General features: G+C 69.9%; 16 protein-coding genes. 4 read left to right on the top strand and 12 right to left on the bottom strand.

Translation table 11 applies throughout. From position 1 onward, the window contains the following. Positions 1-30 precede the first annotated feature (30 nt). Together BLR95_RS15540 and BLR95_RS10745 are read left to right on the top strand one after the other, a co-directional pair. The gene (locus tag BLR95_RS15540) at positions 31-678 is read left to right on the top strand and encodes an MlaC/ttg2D family ABC transporter substrate-binding protein (protein ID WP_143130979.1); all 648 of its coding nucleotides are present in this window, start codon (positions 31-33) and stop codon (positions 676-678) included. A gap of 261 nt (positions 679-939) precedes the next feature. Further along, entirely contained in the window at positions 940-1,284 is a 345-nt protein-coding gene (locus tag BLR95_RS10745) for a carboxymuconolactone decarboxylase family protein (RefSeq protein WP_092619639.1), read from the top strand. A 90-nt stretch (positions 1,285-1,374) separates the two neighbouring features. Here BLR95_RS10745 and BLR95_RS10740 read toward each other — a convergent pair whose 3' ends face one another. Next, on the bottom strand, positions 1,375-3,210 hold the full coding sequence (locus BLR95_RS10740; RefSeq protein ID WP_092619636.1) for an aminopeptidase P family protein: 1,836 nt from the start codon (positions 3,208-3,210) through the stop codon (positions 1,375-1,377). Beyond that, the gene (locus BLR95_RS10735) at positions 3,207-4,124 is read right to left on the bottom strand and encodes a 50S ribosomal protein L11 methyltransferase (protein ID WP_245689445.1); all 918 of its coding nucleotides are present in this window, start codon (positions 4,122-4,124) and stop codon (positions 3,207-3,209) included. Before BLR95_RS10735 ends, BLR95_RS10740 begins: the two co-directional genes overlap by 4 nt. Positions 4,125-4,399: 275 nt before the next feature. Here BLR95_RS10735 and BLR95_RS10730 point away from each other — a divergent pair, with 275 nt between their 5' ends. Together BLR95_RS10730 and BLR95_RS10725 are read left to right on the top strand one after the other, a co-directional pair. Next, positions 4,400-4,582 carry a hypothetical protein gene (locus BLR95_RS10730; protein WP_092619630.1) on the top strand — a complete coding sequence of 61 codons (183 nt, stop codon included), beginning with the start codon at positions 4,400-4,402 and terminating at the stop codon, positions 4,580-4,582. 285 nt (positions 4,583-4,867) lie between these two features. Beyond that, positions 4,868-5,860 carry an MDR family oxidoreductase gene (locus tag BLR95_RS10725; RefSeq protein ID WP_092619627.1) on the top strand — a complete coding sequence of 331 codons (993 nt, stop codon included), beginning with the start codon at positions 4,868-4,870 and terminating at the stop codon, positions 5,858-5,860. Between the two features lie 129 nt (positions 5,861-5,989). Here the strand turns inward: BLR95_RS10725 and BLR95_RS10720 are convergent, their stop codons facing one another. The 10 genes from BLR95_RS10720 to cpaB all read right to left on the bottom strand — a co-directional run bounded on the left by BLR95_RS10720 (position 5,990) and on the right by cpaB (position 16,268). Continuing rightward, positions 5,990-6,313, bottom strand: a complete 324-nt coding sequence (locus BLR95_RS10720; RefSeq protein ID WP_092619625.1) for a YnfA family protein — start codon at positions 6,311-6,313, stop codon at positions 5,990-5,992. A 63-nt stretch (positions 6,314-6,376) separates the two neighbouring features. Then, positions 6,377-6,664, bottom strand: coding sequence for a hypothetical protein (locus tag BLR95_RS10715; RefSeq protein WP_092619623.1), 288 nt, complete (start codon positions 6,662-6,664; stop codon positions 6,377-6,379). A 79-nt stretch (positions 6,665-6,743) separates the two neighbouring features. Next, positions 6,744-7,820, bottom strand: a complete 1,077-nt coding sequence (gene gmd / locus BLR95_RS10710; RefSeq protein ID WP_245689443.1) for a GDP-mannose 4,6-dehydratase — start codon at positions 7,818-7,820, stop codon at positions 6,744-6,746. 65 nt (positions 7,821-7,885) lie between these two features. Next, positions 7,886-8,845: a type II secretion system F family protein gene (locus tag BLR95_RS10705; RefSeq protein WP_092619617.1), complete on the bottom strand. Its 960-nt coding sequence runs from the start codon at positions 8,843-8,845 to the stop codon at positions 7,886-7,888. 37 nt (positions 8,846-8,882) lie between these two features. Further along, positions 8,883-9,893 carry a type II secretion system F family protein gene (locus BLR95_RS10700; RefSeq protein WP_092619614.1) on the bottom strand — a complete coding sequence of 337 codons (1,011 nt, stop codon included), beginning with the start codon at positions 9,891-9,893 and terminating at the stop codon, positions 8,883-8,885. 3 nt (positions 9,894-9,896) lie between these two features. Next, the gene (locus BLR95_RS10695; RefSeq protein ID WP_092619611.1) at positions 9,897-11,423 is read right to left on the bottom strand and encodes a TadA family conjugal transfer-associated ATPase; all 1,527 of its coding nucleotides are present in this window, start codon (positions 11,421-11,423) and stop codon (positions 9,897-9,899) included. Positions 11,424-11,595: 172 nt separating this feature from the next. Further along, on the bottom strand, positions 11,596-12,837 hold the full coding sequence (locus BLR95_RS10690) for a CpaE/TadZ family protein (RefSeq protein WP_092619608.1): 1,242 nt from the start codon (positions 12,835-12,837) through the stop codon (positions 11,596-11,598). 52 nt (positions 12,838-12,889) lie between these two features. Further along, on the bottom strand, positions 12,890-13,705 hold the full coding sequence (locus BLR95_RS16250; protein WP_092619605.1) for a CpaD family pilus assembly lipoprotein: 816 nt from the start codon (positions 13,703-13,705) through the stop codon (positions 12,890-12,892). A 17-nt stretch (positions 13,706-13,722) separates the two neighbouring features. After that, positions 13,723-15,225, bottom strand: a complete 1,503-nt coding sequence (locus BLR95_RS10680; protein WP_092619602.1) for a type II and III secretion system protein family protein — start codon at positions 15,223-15,225, stop codon at positions 13,723-13,725. Positions 15,226-15,239: 14 nt separating this feature from the next. After that, positions 15,240-16,268 (bottom strand): Flp pilus assembly protein CpaB, encoded by a 1,029-nt coding sequence (gene cpaB / locus BLR95_RS10675; protein WP_092619599.1) that lies wholly within the window; start codon positions 16,266-16,268, stop codon positions 15,240-15,242. Positions 16,269-16,530 lie beyond the last annotated feature (262 nt).

The raw sequence follows: 16,530 nt of genomic DNA, 5'->3' as shown, positions 1-16,530 counted from the left end.
ACGCTGGCCCAACGACGAGAGCACGACGACATGCGCCCCATGCCCCACGACATCCGCCTGCCGCACGCCGTGCTGGCCCTGGCCGTCTGCCTGCTGCTGGCCGTGGCCGCCCCGGCCCGGGCCGCCGAGCAGAGCCCGGAAGCCTTCGTCGACGAGGTGGCCCGCGAGGCCATCGAGAACGTCTTCACCGCCGACATTCCGCGCGCCGAGAAGGTCGAGCGGTTCCGCACCATGTTCACCCGCTACTTCGACGTGGCGACCATCGGTCGATTCGTCGTCGGCAGCCACTGGCGCGTCGCCAGCCCGGAGCAGAAGAAGGCCTTCATCGAGGCCTTCCGCGAGATGAACGTGCTGACCTGGGCCCGGCGCTTCGACGAATACGGCGGGCAGACCCTGGACGTGGTCGACTCCCAGCCCGACGACAACGGCGGCGCCCTGGTCAGCGCCGAGATCGTCCAGCCGAGCGGTCCGCCGGTGATCGTCACCTGGCGCCTGCGCAGCCGCGACGACGGCTGGCAGGTGATCGATCTGGTGGTCGAAGGGGTCAGCATGGCCATCACCTACCGCTCGGAGTACGCCTCGGTGATCCGCCAGAGCGGCGGCATCGACGGCCTGATCGAGATGCTCGACGGCAAGGTGGCGGAGCTCAAGCAACAGCTTCTCGGCCAGGAAGGCTGAGCCGCCCGGCCCGGCGGATCAGCCTGACGCCCGGGCCTCGCGACCGGAGGGATCGCATGGCACCCCCGCCCGACCACAACCTTTCCGGGGCGGGTTGATCCGCCGGCCCCCACACCCAACCTGATCTGGGCGGGCGGTCTCGTCCGCCCCCGTCCGGGTCCCCGGAGCGGGGTCACTCTTCCTGCCTTGACGCGCCAACCGGTGCCGCTCCCCGAAGGGGAAAGCGCCGGGTTTTTCGTGCGTCTCCCAAGGAGCCCCCCAATGACCGATTTCGTGAAAGTGGGCCAGGAACTGGCCGATGGCATGGGCCAGTTGGCTCAGGCCGAGCCCGAGACCATGAAGGCCTTCAAGAGCCTGATGGGCGCCACCGCCGGCTGCGACGGCGAGCTGTCGATCAAGATGAAGGAATTGATCGCCCTGGCCATCGCCATCACCGTGCGCTGCGACGGCTGCATCGCCCACCATGTGAAACTGGTCGTCGAGGCCGGCGCCACCCGCCGCGAGGTGGTCGAGACCATCGGCGTCGCCCAGTTGATGGGTGGCGGCCCGGCCACCGTCTACGGGGTCGAGGCGCTGAAGGCCTTCGACCAGTTCAAGGCCGCCTGAGCCCAGGCAGCGACCCACCGGCAAACCTCAAAAGGGGCCGCGCGCGGCCCCTTTTTCGTGCCCTTGGCCCTTTTTCGTGCCTTTGGAAGGTCAGGCGGTCAGCGGGGCGCAGGCGTCGTCCAGCCACAGGCGGTCGCCGCGTGGCAGCAGCGGGCCGATGGTGGCCAGCACCCGGGCATGGTAGGCGTCGACCCAGGCCCTTTCCTCGTCGCTGAGCAGGGCGGGGTCGATCAGCCGGCGGTCGATGGGGGCCAGGGTCAGGGTCTCGAAGGCCAGCATGTCGCGTTCGGCGCCGTCGATGCGCGGCGCCTCGACCACCGCCACCAGGTTCTCGATGCGGATGCCGAAGGCGTCGGGCTTGTAGTAGCCGGGCTCGTTGCTGAGGATCATGCCCGGCTTCAGGGCCACCTGGTTGGGCACCCGGCTGATCCGCTGCGGCCCCTCGTGGACCGACAGATAGCTGCCCACCCCGTGCCCGGTGCCGTGGTCGTAGTCGACCCCGTCGAGCCACAGGAACTGACGGGCCAGGGTGTCGAGCTGGCTGCCCGAGGTGCCGGCCGGGAAGACCGCCCGGGCCAGCGCGATGTGCCCCTTCAGCACCTGGGTGAAGCGGCGCCGCTCCAGCGCCTGGGGGCGGCCCAGGGCGATGGTGCGGGTAACATCGGTGGTGCCGTCCAGGTACTGGCCGCCGCTGTCGAGCAGGAACAACTCGCCGGCCCGCAGTTGGCGGTTGGTCGCCGGGGTCACCCGATAGTGCACGATGGCGCCGTGCGGACCGGCCCCGGCGATGGTGGCGAAGCTCGCGTCGGTGCACAGTTCGTGCTCGCGGCGCAGAGCCTCCAGGCGCTCCACCGCCGCCAGCTCACTGACCGCGCCGGTCGGCACGGTGGCATCGAGCCAGGCCAGGAAGCGGCACAGGGCCACCCCGTCGCGGCGGTGGGCGGCGCGCGCCCCCTCCAGCTCCACCGGGTTCTTGCAGGCCCGCGGCAGGGCGCACGGGTCGGCGGCGCGGACCACCTTGGCCCCGGCCGTCTCCAGGCGGCGCAGGAACCACAGCGGCGCCTGTTCGGGGTCGAGGCGGATGACGGCGTCCTCGCTGCCCAGGGCGTCCAGGATCGGCCCCAGGGCGGCCGGCTCGCGCACCGCCACCGCCGCGCCCAGGTGATCGCGCAGGGCCGGGCCGACCTTCTCCGGGGGCAGGAACAGGTCCACCCGGCGGTCGGCGTGGAGCAGGGCGAAGGCCAGGGCGAGCGGCGTGTTGGGCACGTCGGCGCCGCGCATGTTGAGCAGCCAGGCCACCGAGTGGGGGTCGCTGAGAACCACCGCGTGCTGCCCGGCCTCGACCAGCCGGCCGGCGATCTCGGCCCGCTTGTCCTCGGCGGTGCGCCCGGCGTGGGTGAGTTCGTGGACCACCGCCGGGGCCAGCGGCGGGCCGGGGCGGTCCGCCCAGGCCTCGGCCACCGGATCGCCGTCCAGCTCGACCAGCCGAGCCCCGGCCTTGGTGCAACATTCGTTCAGCCGCTCCACCTCGCGCGGGGTGAACAGCCAGGGATCGACCCCCAGCCGGGTGCCCGGGGCGAGGTTCTTCTCGACCCACACCGAGGGTGGGCTGTCGACCAGATGGCACACGGGAAACCGCTCGGTGTCCACCTCCTCGGCCGCCTGAAGGGTGTAGCGGCCATCGACGAACAGCACCCCGCGACGCGGCGAGTCGGCCTTGGGCGGCAGGATCAGCACCGCCCCGGCCGAGCCGGTGAAGCCGGTGGCCCAGGCCAGCCGCTCGTCGGCCGGCGGCACCTGTTCGCCCCGGAAGCGGTCGCCGCGCGGGATCAGCAGGGCGTCCACCCCGGCCCGGCGCAGGGCCTCGTCCAGGGCGTCGAGGCGGTCCGGCGTCCAGCCGGCGGCGATCTCAAGACCGCTGGTCATGGGTGTCTCCGAAGGGGATGGCGCAACTCCAGGATGGTCCAGCGGCCGCGCCGGCGGCGCCGCGCCAGAACCAGCCCACGGGCCCGGTAGGCGGCCCGCACCGCCCGCTCCTGCTCGGCCAGCAGACCGGCCAGGACCAGCCGGCCGCCGGGGGCCAAGGCGGCGCTGACCGCCGGCGCCAGGGCGATCAGCGGGCGGGCCAGGATGTTGGCGAGGATCAGGTCATAGGGCCCATGGCGGCGCACCGCCGGGCGGGCCGGACTGTCGGCCCGGGCCACCCGCAGGCGCGGCCCCAGGTGGTTGAGCCGGGCGTTGATCGCCGCCACCCGCACCGCCTCGGCATCGATGTCCACGGCGTTCACCACGCCGGGCCAGCAGCGCGCCGCCGCCATGGCCAGGATGCCCGAGCCGCAGCCCAGGTCGAGCACCCGGGGGGCGCCCCCCGGCCACGCCCGGGCCAGCCCGGCCAGCGCTTCCAGGCAGCCGGCGGTGGTCTCGTGCTCGCCCGAGCCGAAGGCGGTGGCGGCATCGACCATCAGCCGCCGCCGCCCGGCCGGCGGCACGGCGACATGCGAGCCGCGAATGTGAAAGCCGGCCACCGAGAAGGGCGGAAAGGCGCGCGCCGTTTCGGCCAGCCAGTCGCGCGGCGCCTCCTGGCTGACCGCGAAGGCGTCCTCCGGCAGTCCGGAGAGGGTGGCCAGCAGGGCCCGTTGCGCCGCGTCGGGGGGGGTCTCGGTCAGGCCATCCAGGCGCCAGCGGCCGGCCTCGGGCCCGTCCTCGATCTCGAAGGCGAGCACCGCCTCGGCCACCTCCGACAGCGCACCTTCCACCGCCGGCACCGCCTCGGCCGGCACCACCACCGTCAGCCGCCACACGCCGCCTTCTCCAGCCGGCACCTCACCCGTTCCCGACACCCGGTCCATCCTCCGCAACACGCTGTGCCCGTTCGATCATCTCCGGCACATCACCACGTCCCGCGGCGCGGGGCAAGTCCGCCAAAAGGCGGGGCGCGACGCCTGACCCGCGGATACCCACACTTTCAGGTGGGGGTTATGCGCACTCCTCATTGCTGCGGTGCAAAATCAGCGGCTGTGGGGTGTCCGTTGGGACTTATATAAGGGCCACCGGACGCCGCCGAAGAACGCGACGCCGGTTTCCCATAACCCCTGAAAACGAAACGTCCAAGACCATGTCGCCCCGTCTGCCCACGCCGCCGATCGATCAGCCCAGCCTCGACCTCCACGTGCGCCACCTGCGCGCCGTCTGGCTGACCCATGCCCTGCACCGGGCCGCCGAGTCCCTGGCCCGCCGCTGGCAGCGCACCCTTGGCCATCCGGGCGGCCACTCTGGTGGCCACGCCCGCACCGCCTGAGACCCTCCTTACAGCCATCCATCCCCAGGCGCGATCCCACCTCCCAGGAGCCGCCGGCCATGCCCCCCCAAGAGGCCGCCGGTTCCGGGATCGCTGCCTGACGCGGCTCCGGGGTCTGGTCCGAGCCTCCCCTCTCCTCCCACGGACCAGCCCCGGGGCCGCACTCCTTCCCGTGTCCCGCCGCCCTTGACGCCACGCCAACCCGACCGGTTGGCGGCGTGCCGTGCTGTGGGTTAGGCTGGCCCCTTGATCTTCGATGTTTGGCGCAGGGAGGAGTGCGACATCATGGGTTTCAAGGCGTTGGTGGTCCGCAAGGATGACGCGGGCAAGGCCTCGGCCACGGTCGAGGAGATGGACGAAACCGCCCTGCCCGAGGCGGCGGTGACGGTCGACGTGGCCTACTCGACGGTCAACTACAAGGACGGCCTGTGCCTGGGCTCGGGCGGCGGGCTGGTGAAAAGCTGGCCCCACGTGCCCGGCATCGACTTCGCCGGCACGGTGGCCGACAGCGCCGATGCGGCCTTTGCCCCCGGCGACCCGGTGGTGCTGACCGGCTGGCGGGTCGGCGAGGTATGGTGGGGCGGCTACGCCCAGAAGGCCCGAGTCAAGCCCGACTGGCTGGTCAACCTGCCCGACGGACTGACCGCCCGCCAGGCGATGGCCGTCGGCACCGCCGGCTTCACCGCCATGCTCGCCGTGATGGCCCTGGAGGACCACGGCCTGACTCCCGACCAGGGGCCGGTGCTGGTCACCGGGGCGGCGGGCGGCGTCGGCTCGGTGGCCACCGCCATCCTGGCCAACCTGGGCTACGAGGTGGCGGCGGTGACCGGCCGCCCGGAAAGCGCCGACTACCTGAAGGACCTGGGGGCCAGCCGGATCGTGCCGCGCGAGGAGCTGGCCGAGACCGTCAAGCGCCCGCTGGAAACCGAAACCTGGGCCGGCTGTGTCGACGCGGTGGGCGGCGACATGCTGGCCCGGGTGCTCGGCCAGATGAAGTACGGGGCCTCGGTGGCCGCCGTCGGGCTGGCCGGCGGCACCGCCCTGCCGGCCACGGTGATCCCCTTCCTGCTGCGCGGGGTCAACCTGCTGGGCATCGATTCGGTGATGCGCCCCAAGGCCGACCGCGAGCGCGCCTGGGCCCGCATCGCCCGCGACCTGCCGCTGGACAAGCTGGAGGCGATGATCGTCCCGGCCAGCCTGTCCGAGGTGCCGGAACTGGGCCGGGCCATTCTGAAAGGTCAGGTGCGCGGCCGCGTGGTGGTCGACGTGAACGGCTGATCCGCCGCCACGGACCAGCAACCGAAAAGGGGCGCCCAGGCGCCCCTTTTCTCTCGTCCCCCCTCCAAACGAAAACGGGCACCCGGGGCGCCCCTTTTCTCATCGCCCTCCAACCGAAAACGGCCGCCTTCAGGCCTGACGCGGGGCGAACAGGATGACCGCCGCGCCGAGCAGGCACAGGGCACCGCCGAGACCGTCCCAGCGGTCCGGCCGCACGCCCTCCACGGCCCACAGCCAGACCAGCGAGGTGGCGATGTAGACGCCCCCGTAGGCGGCATAGGCGCGGCCGGCGAAGTCAGCGTCGATGCGGGTCAGCAGCCAGGCGAACAGAACCAGACTGAACACCCCGGGAACCAGCCACAGGGCCGACTTGCCGAGCCTGAGCCAGGCCCAGAAGGAAAAGCAGCCGGCGATCTCGGCCAGCGCCGCCAGCACCGAAAGCAGGATCGACACCGCGCCTCTCCCCTTGGCCCTCTCCCCTTGGCCCCCCTCCCCTTGCCCGGGGTCCGGGGTGGATCAGACGGCGCCGACCAGTTGCTTCACCCGCTGGCGGATTTCCGGCGACTGGATGCCGCTTTCGGCCTCCTCCTCGTCGAGCACCGCCAGGGCGATGGCCGGGTCCAGCCGATGCGCCTTGAGGAAGGCGGCGAGCACCGTCATCACGGCGCCGGAGTTGGCGCTCAGATCACCGAGGGCCCCCAGCATGCGCTCGCGGTCGGCGTCGGCCTTGCCCTTGAGCGCCGACAGCTCGCCGGACACCCGCTCAAGGGTCGACTGCATGTGGGACAGCATCAACTCGGACATCGGACTCTCCTTGCCTGTCAGGGCCTCTTCGATGGTCGAGGCCTCTTCGGTAATCGGGACCTCGTCGGTGGTCGGGCGTTCACTCGCCACTGCGGTGCAGGTCGGCGGCCTGGGCGCCCCTGAGGCGGGCCAGATCGCCGTCGACCATCTCGCCGACCAACGCCTCGAACGGGATCTCGGCCCGCCAGCCCAGCGCCTCGTGGGCCCGCGACGGGTCACCCAGCAGAAGGTCCACCTCGGTCGGCCGATAGTAGCGGGGATCGACCCGCACCACCACCTTGCCGCTGCGCCTGTCGATGCCCTCTTCCTCGACCCCGCCGCCGCGCCATTCGATGTCATGGCCAAGGCGGCCGAAGGCGGCCTCGACAAAGGCCTTGACGGTGCGCGTCTCGCCGGTCGCCAGAACCAGATCCTGGGGCGTGTCCTGTTGCAGCATCAGCCACATGCCGCGCACGTAGTCCTTGGCGTGGCCCCAGTCGCGGCGTGCCTCCAGGTTGCCCAGGTACAGGCAGTCCTGCAGGCCGAGATGGATGGCGGCGGCGGCCCGGGTAATCTTGCGGGTGACGAAGGTCTCGCCCCGGATCGGGCTTTCGTGATTGAACAGGATGCCGTTGACCGCGAACATGTCGTAGGCCTCGCGGTAGTTGACGGTGATCCAGTAGGCGTAAAGCTTGGCCACCGCGTAGGGGCTGCGCGGGTAGAACGGCGTGGTCTCGCTCTGCGGCGTCTCCTGGACCTTGCCGAACAGCTCCGAGGTCGAGGCCTGATAGAAGCGCACCCGCTTTTCCATGCCCAGGATGCGCAACGCCTCGAGCAGCCTCAAGGTGCCCAGGGCGTCGGCGTTGGCGGTGTATTCCGGGGTCTCGAAGCTGACCTGCACGTGGCTCTGGGCGGCCAGATTGTAGATTTCCGTCGGCTGCACCTCCTGGATCAGGCGGATCAGGTTGGTGGCGTCGGTCATGTCGCCGTAGTGCAGGCGGAAGCGCACGTCGCCATCGTGCGGGTCGTGATAGAGGTGGTCCACCCGCTCGGTGTTGAAGGACGACGAGCGCCGCTTCACCCCGTGCACCCGGTACCCTTTCTCAAGCAGCAGTTCGGCCAGATAGGCACCATCCTGGCCGGTGATGCCGGTGACAAGGGCAATGGGATCGCTCAACGCTTGCATTTCCTAACGGGTAGCGCGCCGCCGGCTGGGGGAAACTCTTGGCGGGCGGCGGTCGATCAGAGGTTTTCCAGCGACTGGATGATCGCCGGACCGATGATCACAATGAACAACACCGGCAGGAAAAAGACAATCATCGGCACGGTCAACTGGGCCGGCAGGGCGCCCGCCTTCTTTTCCGCCGCCGCCATGCGGGAATCGCGATTCTCCTGCGAGAGCACCTTCAAGGCCACCGAGACCGGGGTACCGTAACGCTCCGACTGCAACAGCGCGGTGGTCAGCGACTTGGTGGCCGGCAGGCCGGTGCGCTCGGCGAGGTTCTCGTAGGCCTGCTTGCGATCGCCAAGGAAGGCCAGCTCGGCGGTGGTCAGGCCGAATTCCTCGGCCAGGTCGGGGGCGCTGTCGACCAGCTCTTCCGAAACCCGGGTGAACGCCCCCTCGATGGACAGGCCGGCCTCGACGCAGATGACCAGCAGGTCGAGCGCGTCGGGGAAGTTCTGCATCAACGTTTTCTGGCGCTTCTGGGCGGTGTTGGTGACCAGCAGGCCGGGCAGGTAGAAGCCCACCACGGCCAGCCCGGCGGCGATCAGCAACTGCATCCCCAGGTCGAGGTCGAGGTCGCTGTTGGCGCCGGCGAACAGCAGGAACAGGCCGGCCAGCACCAGGGGCAGGGCAAGGCGGGCGAAGGAGAACACCACGGCCGCGTTCTGCGAACGATAGCCGGCCTGCGACAGGCGGTTTTTCAGCTCCCGGCTGGCGATTACGTTCTGCAGGTTGAGCTTGTCCAGGACCTGCTTCATCAGGTCCACGCTCTTTTTCTTCTGGTAGCGGGTGCGGCGGCTCTGGCTCAGGTTCTCGCGCTGCTGGCGGGCCAACTCGTCGCGCCGGGCGGCGACGCTTTTCAGGCGCGACGACAACCCGTCGCGCTGGATCAGTGGCATGCCGATGGCCAGGATGGTCAGGAAGGCGCCCAGGGCGGACAGCCCGATGACCAGGGATTCGGTGTCGATGAAGCTCATGGGGCCGTCTGCCTTCGCCGCCGTAAGAGCAAGGCCCTCAGGCCTCGAAGTTGACCATCTGATTCATGATCAGGACCCCGGTGCCCATCCAGCCCAGCCCGATCAGGATCATGATCTGGCCGACCGGGTCGGTGAACAGGGTGGTGATGTACTCGCGCTTGACCAGGAACAGAAGCAGGGTCATGACGATGGGCAGCGAGCCGATGATCATGGCCGAGGCCTTGGCCTCGCTGGACAGCGACTTGATCTTGTCCTTCAGCTTCTTGCGCTCGCGCAGCACGTTGGACAGGTTGGACAACGTGTCGGCCAGATTGCCGCCGGTCTGCTGCTGGATGACCAGCACGATGGCGAAGAACTTCACCTCGTTGGTCGGCATGCGGGTAAGCGCCCGGTCGAGCACGTCGGACAGGGTCATGCCCAGCTTCTGGCCCTCGATCAGCAACTGGAACTCGGGCCCCACCGGATCGTCGAACTCGCGGCCGATGATGCTCATGCACTCGCCGACCGGCAGGCCGGAGCGGATGCCGCGCACGATCACGTCGATGGCGTCGGCGAAGTTGGCGGTGAACTTCTTCTGGCGGCGCTTGATCAGCTTTTTCAGGACCAGACGCGGAAAACCCAGCCCCATGGCGACCAGCACCAGCGGAATGCCGATCGGGTTGTAGCCCATCAGGTAGTAGACCACGGCCGAAAAGGCCCCGAAGGCCAGCCCGATCAGCACGAAGCCGCGCGGGCTGACCTGAAGGCCGGCCTGGATCAGGCGTTGCTTGAGGCTGACCGCCTTCTGCTGCTTGCGCTGCTGTTCCAGCTCCTTGAGCTTGGTCTGGATGGCCTTCTTGCGTCCTCCGCCGGGCTGGGCCTTGCCCTGGGCGGCGCCCTTGCGGCCGCCGGTCAGCGAGACCCCGGTCACCGCCTCCATGCGCCGGCGCAGGCGGGCCCGCGGGCCATACTGGAGGTTCAGGATGAGCCCGGCGAAGACCATCAGCAGCAGGAACATGCCGCCGATCAGGCCGAGCATCAGGGGAGAGACGGCGAGCTGGTCCATCATCTGTCAACTCCCGGCCTTGGCTTCCTCGAGGGCTTCCAGCAGCAGGCGTTCCTTGCCGAAATAGCGCGCCTTGTCCCAGAACTTGGGCCGCAGGCCGGTCGCCCGATGGCGGCCGACCAGCTTGCCGTCCGGCCCCTCGCCCTCGATCTCGTAGACGAACAGGTCCTGCAGGGTGACCACCTCGCCTTCCATGCCGACGATCTCGGTGATGTGGGTGATCTTGCGCGAGCCGTCGCGCAGACGGGCCGCCTGGACGATCACCTGCACGGCGCCGGCGATCTGCTCGCGCACCGTCTTGGCCGGCAGGTTGAAGCCGCCCATGGCGATCATGTTCTCGACACGGCTGATCGCCTCGCGCGGGTTGTTGGCGTGGATGGTGCCCATCGAGCCGTCGTGGCCGGTGTTCATGGCCTGCAGAAGGTCGAAGGCTTCCGGGCCGCGCACCTCGCCGACGATGATGCGCTCCGGGCGCATGCGCAGGCAGTTCTTGACCAGATCACGCATGGTGATCTCGCCCACCCCCTCGAGGTTGGGAGGACGGGTTTCCAGGCGCACCACATGCGGCTGCTGAAGTTGCAGCTCGGCCGAGTCCTCGCAGGTGATGGTGCGCTCGCCGACGTCGATGAAGCCGGTCAGGGCGTTGAGCAGGGTGGTCTTGCCCGAGCCGGTGCCGCCGGAGATCAGCACGTTGATGCGGCAGCCGCCGATCACCTCCAGGATCTTGGCGCCGGCCGGGGTGATCGAGCCGAAGCTGACCAGATCGGGGATGCGCAGCTTGTCCTTCTTGAACTTACGGATGGTCAGCGCGGCCCCGTCGATGGCCAGCGGCGGGGCGATCACGTTGACGCGCGAGCCGTCGGCCAGACGGGCGTCGCAGATCGGGCTGGCCTCGTCGACCCGGCGGCCGACCGCCGAGACGATGCGCTGGCAGATGTTCATCAGCTGCGCGTTGTCGCGGAACTTGATGTCGGTCAGCTCGATCTTGCCCTTGGTCTCGATGTAGACCTTGTCCGCCCCGTTGACCATGATGTCGGCGATGTCATCGCGGGCGATCAGCGGCTCCAGCGGCCCCAGGCCCAGCACATCGTTGCAGATGTCGTCGATGACCTGCTGCTGTTCCTGGGCCGACAGCACCAGATTGCGCATGGAAATGATCTCGGACACGATGTCCGAGATTTCCTCGCGCACCTGGGCCGGTTCCAGCTTGGCCAGCTCGGTCAGGTCGACCGAATCGATCAGGTCGTTGAAGACCCCGATCTTGATTTCCTGCAGGCGGGCCGCCTCGGCCGGGTCCTTGGGCTTGCTCGGCTTGGCCGGCGTCGGCTTGGCGACGGCCGGCTTGGCGGCGACGGCCGGCTTGGCCGCGGGCTTGGCCGCCGGCGGCGGGGCGGCGGCGGGCGGCGGTGGCTGGTCGGCCGCCGGCGGGGCCGGCGGGGCGGAGTCGTCCCTGGGCGCCGGCTGACTGGGCCGGGGCGGACCGGGCGGCGTGGTCGGACGCGACGCCGGAGGCTGGGTACGCTTGCCAAACATGGCCCCGGGTTACCTCTTCAGTGCCCTGTGGGATGGCGCCCCATCGTTCCCCGCCTTGGTCCTTGCGAAGGTGCGCGATCCCGATTGCTCCCGCTTGCCGGCCAGGACCCTTGTGGCGGGCTCTCCTGACCTTCTTTCGCCGCCGACTGGCCCAGGCCCGGGCCGAGGGCGATCAACTCTTCTTGGCCGGTTTGCCGGTCGCTTTCTTGGCCCGGCGCCTGGGCTTGCCCGCCCCGCCGGTGAGCCAGGAAAACGCCCCCTTCTTGGGCGCCGCCGCCGCCTGCCGGCCACTGACCAGACCGCCCAGGCTCTCCAGCGGTTCAATCAGCTTGCTCGATTTGCTGGACTGGGCGACCAGCTGGCCATTGTTCAGCGCGTTGACGAACGTCCCTGGATCGTAAGGGATGGAGGCGGCCACCTTCAAGTCGATGGTGTCCTCGAAGTCCTTGCGCGACAGCTCGCCCTTGGGGAACAGCCCCACCTTGTTGAGAACCAGATGGACCGGGGCATCGGCGCCGCGCATGGCGACCATGGCGTCGGCGATGTTCTTGGCGTCGCGCAGGGCGGCCAGATCGGGGGTGGCGGTCAGCAGCACGTCATCGGCGGCGGCCAGCATGGCCTGCACCCAGGGGCTCCACTGGTGGGGCAGGTCGAGCACCACGTAAGGCGCCATCTGGCGGACCAGTTCCAGCACCATGTCCAGGGTGTCCTGCTCCACCTCGCCGGCCACGCCCAGCCGCTCCGGGGCGCAGAAGACCCGCAACAGATCGTCGCGACGGGCCATGAAGCGGTCGAGCAGGTTGCTGTCCAGGCGGTCCGGCTGGGCCAGGGCATCGGCCACCGTCTGCTGGGCATCGACGTTGAAGGCCAGCCCGGCGGTGCCGAACGACAGGTCGAGATCGACGACGATCACCTCCTCGTCGTACAGCTTGCCCAGCATGTGGGAGACGTTGTAGGCGACGGTGCTCGACCCGGCGCCGCCACGCGCCCCGATGCAGCTGATCAGCCGGCCGCGCGGCGGGGCGCTGGGATCGGTGAAGATGGACAATACCGCCTGCACGATGTGATGGGCGGTGATCGGGGTGACCAGATAGTCGCTGATGCCCTGCGAGATCAGCTCGCGATAAAGCCCGATGTCGTTCAGTTGGCCGACCACCACCACCTTGGTCGCCGGATCGCAGACCTCGGCCAGCCGGCCCAGGTTTTCCATCATCGTCCGGTCGTCGTCACCCTCTTCGACGATGAGGAGCTGCGGCGTGGTGTTGTCGCCATAGTGGGTTGGCGCGGCGGCCAGCCCGCCGGGCACCAGATTGATGTTCGAGCGCCCCAGGTCGGGATGGCGCGCCGCCTGCTCGAGGGCGGCCTGGACCGGCTCGGTCAGCACGAAGGCGTCAATGTTGATCCGAAACAGCACGACCGTCGATCCGTCCCTGGTGTTGAAGCGTCTATCCCGTGTCGCCGGCCGCTCAGTCGCCGACCGAGGCACCCTCGCTCATGGTGGTCAGATCACCGGCCGAGTAGGCATCCATGATCGGCCCGGCCCGCAGGCCGCTGCGTGGATCGCTGCGGCTGTGGATCAGATCGCGGGGGTTAGAGACCATCAGGCCGATGTTGCGCTGCACGGCGCAGCCGAAGCGGTCGGCCGGCTCGTTGTCGAAGTTGTTGCTCAGGTCTTCCGACCAGTCCCCGCACTGGGGCACCTCGGCGACGTAGCCCATGAAGCTGATCACCGCCGTCGCCGGCCGCAGGTGGGAGCGCACGGCGGCCAGATGGGTCGCGTCGATATTGATGTCGGTGGCGCTGTCGGGGGCGCCGTCGGGGGCGCTGTCGGGGGCATGGCCCGCGGCATAGGCGCCGGTGGGCCGCCGGCCGGTGCCCTCGTCGCCGTGGGTGGCCGGCTGGTCGGCGCTGGCCGGCGCGGCGGCGCGGTGGGCGCTGAGCGGTTCGACGAACAGGCGCAGAAGGTCTGGATGCAGGCCCCGGGCGACCAGTTCGTCGAGCACCACCAGACCGCGCCGCTCGGCCTCGCCGGTGCTGGCGAAGCCGCCCATGGTCACGTGCACCGGGCCCTCGCCGCGCCGCCGGTAGTCGTCGACCAGGGCATCCAGGCGGCCGGCGTCGCCCACCCCCAGGGCGCCGTCGGCGGCCGGCGGGCGCATGACCATCGACAACTCCTCGACGTTGACCATGATCGGATGCTTGCGGCGCACCTCGTGCGGATTGGCACAGGCGGCGACGGCCAGCACGAGGGCGACGGCGAGGAGCGGGGCGAGGCGGGGCATCGTCTTCTTCGAACTCCTCAGCGCACGATGTAGCCGATCGGCCCGACCACCCCGTTGGCGGGCAGGGTGCTCTTGCCGGTGTACAGGTGGTGCAGCCGGTTCAGGAGGTAGAAATCCAGATCGTTGGTGGCCGCGAAGCCATCGGTGGCGGTGGCCAGCCGGCCGGGCTGAACCGGGTCGACCAGATAGCAGGTGACCATGATCACCAGCTCCGATTCATCGCGCTGGAAAGCCTTGCTGGAGAACAGGTTGCCGAGGATCGGCAGGTCCATCAGCCCGGGCACGCCATTGAGGTTCTGTTGCGTCTCGTTCTGCAGCAGGCCGGCGATCATCAGCGAGCCGCCGCTCGGCAGCTCGACCGCCGTGTTGGCCCGGCGCACCTTGAAGCCGTTGACGATGTTGCCGCCCACGGTGACCTGCACGGCGGTGTCGATGGACGACACCTCGCTGGACAGCCGAAGGCTGATCCGCCCGTCCGACAGCACCACCGGGGTGAAGCTGACCGCCACGCCATAGGGCCGGAACTCGATGGTCACGCCGCCCGAGCCATCGGCCACCGGGAACGGGTACTCGCCACCGGCGACCAACTCGGCCGCCTCGCCAGAGACCGCCGTCAGGTTGGGCTCGGCCAGGGTGCGCACCAGACCGCGCTCCTCCAGCGCCCGGATGGTCAGGTCGAAGGGGATGCCGCCGGCGATGCCGCTCAGGCCCAGGGTGACCGCCTTGGTCAGCGCCGGATCGAGCGCCGAGGCGGTGGTGGCGGCGTTCCAGATGGTGGTGTTGATGTTGTCGGCGCCCAGGGAATTGAAGTTGATGCCCAGTTCCTTCAGGGTGTTGCGGGCCACCTCGGCGACCCGCACCTGAAGCAGCACCTGCTGCTCCTGGCCCACCGACAGCAGGTTGACCAGCCCCTCGCCCCCGGCGAAGCGGGCGGCCACGCGCAGCGCCTGATCGGCCACGCTGTCGGAACTCACCCGGCCGCGCAGGTAGACGCTGTCCGGGGTCGCCTCGACCTGGATCGGCTCGTTGGGCAGCAGGCGCGACAGGGTGGCCCTCAGGCCGTCCACGTCGACCACCACCGAGACCATGGAGCGCAACACCACCCGGCCCTCGACATCGAGGAAGAAGACGTTGGTGATGCCCGTTCCCCGGGCCATCAGGAAAGCTTCGGTGGGGGTGCGGGCGATCACCTCGACCACGTCGGGGTTGCCGATCACCACGTCGCGCACCGGCACCGGCAGCTTGAGCAGGCGCGAGGTGCCGACCGGCAACTGGATGTCCTCGCCGTCGCGGACCCGGACCACCGGCCCGTCATCTTCCTCGACCGGGGTCACCGGGGCGGCGCGCACGCGGTCGGGCACGTCGAGCCGGGTGGGCGCGGCGCCGCGATCCCTCTCCGTCCGCGCCGCCGGGTCGCCGCCGGCCTCGGGCGGCGCCTGGGCAAGCAGCGGCTGCGGCACGGCGACCCCGAGGGCGACCAGGACCAGCAAGCGGCCGATATGACTGGCAAATGGCGTCATGGTGCCCCTGTTCCCTAGAACGCCTTCTGGGAGCGGCTGCCCCCGCGATAGATGTTGACCACCGCCGGCGGCGCCGGCGACGCGCCCGCCCCGCTTGCCGCGTTGTTGGTGCTGCTGGGCGGCGGCGGCGGCGCGCTGGCGCGCGGCGGCGGTGGCGGCGAGGAAATGGTGGGCGGCGGCGGCGCGCTGATGGTCGGCTGGCGGACCACCGGGGTCGGCTGACGGTCGCGGCCGCTGCCCGATGCCTCGCCCCAGGCCCGGCCAAGCACCGCCTGGGCCAGACCGCGCGCCACCATCAGGTCGGAGGTGAAGCTGGGGCCGGAGGGGTCCTTGTCGCGCGGCCCCGGAGCCAGCGAGCGCAGAACCAGCGAAATGTTGCCCAGGTCCTGGGCCAGGGCCAGCACCTCGGCCTGGGGCAGGGTGACCTCGAGGGTCGCCGTCTTGCCGGTCTTGGCGACGTCCTCGCCGCCGCGCACGGCCTGATCGATGGCCAGCACCCGGATGTCGCGCAGCAGGGTCTCCGAGGCGTTTTCGTGGACCTGCTTCTCGCCGGTTCCCTTCACCGTCTGCACCCGGTAGGTCAGCACCACGTCCACATGGTCGCCGGGGCGGATGAAGCCGGCGACCGAGCTTTCGGCGCTGATCGAGATGGCCATGCCGCGCATGCCGGGGGTGAGCAGGCCGGCCATCACCCGGGCATCGCCCTGGCGGAACACATAGGCCGGGCGCAGCGGCTCGCCGGGGATCAGTTCCTTGCGGGTGAAGGCGCCGACGAACACCGCCTTGGGGTCCTTGCCCGAGGTGCGCACCACCAGCCGGGAATCAAGGGCATCCTCGGGCCACGGGGCCCAGGCCAGATCGTCGTCGCGGATCATCGCCCCGACGCTCAGCTCGTCGTTGGCGACCAGCACATCGACGGTGGGAATGGCCGGGCCGGCCTCTTCCTGGGTTTCCTGGCTGGAGATCAGTGAGTTGACCAGGAACGCCGCGGCGCCGGCAATGGCCAGGGCGGCGACCAGCAGGATGATGGTCAACGGCCGCATCACGCCCCCTCCGCCAGCCGCCGCGGCGCGACGCAACGCGCCGCCCCGGCCGGACAGGCATCAAGCCATCCCGCGTGGGTTGCCCGTCGTGACGGGCCGGAAGACCGCTGCCGACAGTTCACCAAGCCTGCCCCTTCCCAATCTCATTATTGAGGAGTCTAGTCATAAACCCCCGTGAGAAAAAGCAACAATTTCCACAACCCCACAGATCACGGGCCCGGTGTGTCATTTTTACATCTCAGGCGCGAGCCCGGCCCGCCCC

It is taken from the genome of Roseospirillum parvum (assembly GCF_900100455.1).
Classification (GTDB): Bacteria; Pseudomonadota; Alphaproteobacteria; order Rhodospirillales; family Rhodospirillaceae; genus Roseospirillum; species Roseospirillum parvum.
This window is presented reverse-complemented; position numbering and strand designations above follow the sequence as displayed.

What these genes read in the sequence shown, in the direction of transcription:
- BLR95_RS15540 (WP_143130979.1), top strand. Translation starts at nt 31, where the DNA reads ATGCGCCCCATGCCCCACGACATCCGCCTGCCGCACGCCGTGCTGGCC.
- BLR95_RS10745 (WP_092619639.1), top strand. Translation starts at nt 940, where the DNA reads ATGACCGATTTCGTGAAAGTGGGCCAGGAACTGGCCGATGGCATGGGC.
- BLR95_RS10740 (WP_092619636.1), bottom strand. Translation starts at nt 3,210, where the DNA reads ATGACCAGCGGTCTTGAGATCGCCGCCGGCTGGACGCCGGACCGCCTC.
- BLR95_RS10730 (WP_092619630.1), top strand. Translation starts at nt 4,400, where the DNA reads ATGTCGCCCCGTCTGCCCACGCCGCCGATCGATCAGCCCAGCCTCGAC.
- BLR95_RS10725 (WP_092619627.1), top strand. Translation starts at nt 4,868, where the DNA reads ATGGGTTTCAAGGCGTTGGTGGTCCGCAAGGATGACGCGGGCAAGGCC.
- BLR95_RS10715 (WP_092619623.1), bottom strand. Translation starts at nt 6,664, where the DNA reads ATGTCCGAGTTGATGCTGTCCCACATGCAGTCGACCCTTGAGCGGGTG.
- BLR95_RS10705 (WP_092619617.1), bottom strand. Translation starts at nt 8,845, where the DNA reads ATGAGCTTCATCGACACCGAATCCCTGGTCATCGGGCTGTCCGCCCTG.
- BLR95_RS10700 (WP_092619614.1), bottom strand. Translation starts at nt 9,893, where the DNA reads ATGATGGACCAGCTCGCCGTCTCTCCCCTGATGCTCGGCCTGATCGGC.
- BLR95_RS10695 (WP_092619611.1), bottom strand. Translation starts at nt 11,423, where the DNA reads ATGTTTGGCAAGCGTACCCAGCCTCCGGCGTCGCGTCCGACCACGCCG.
- BLR95_RS16250 (WP_092619605.1), bottom strand. Translation starts at nt 13,705, where the DNA reads ATGCCCCGCCTCGCCCCGCTCCTCGCCGTCGCCCTCGTGCTGGCCGTC.
- BLR95_RS10680 (WP_092619602.1), bottom strand. Translation starts at nt 15,225, where the DNA reads ATGACGCCATTTGCCAGTCATATCGGCCGCTTGCTGGTCCTGGTCGCC.
- cpaB (WP_092619599.1), bottom strand. Translation starts at nt 16,268, where the DNA reads ATGCGGCCGTTGACCATCATCCTGCTGGTCGCCGCCCTGGCCATTGCC.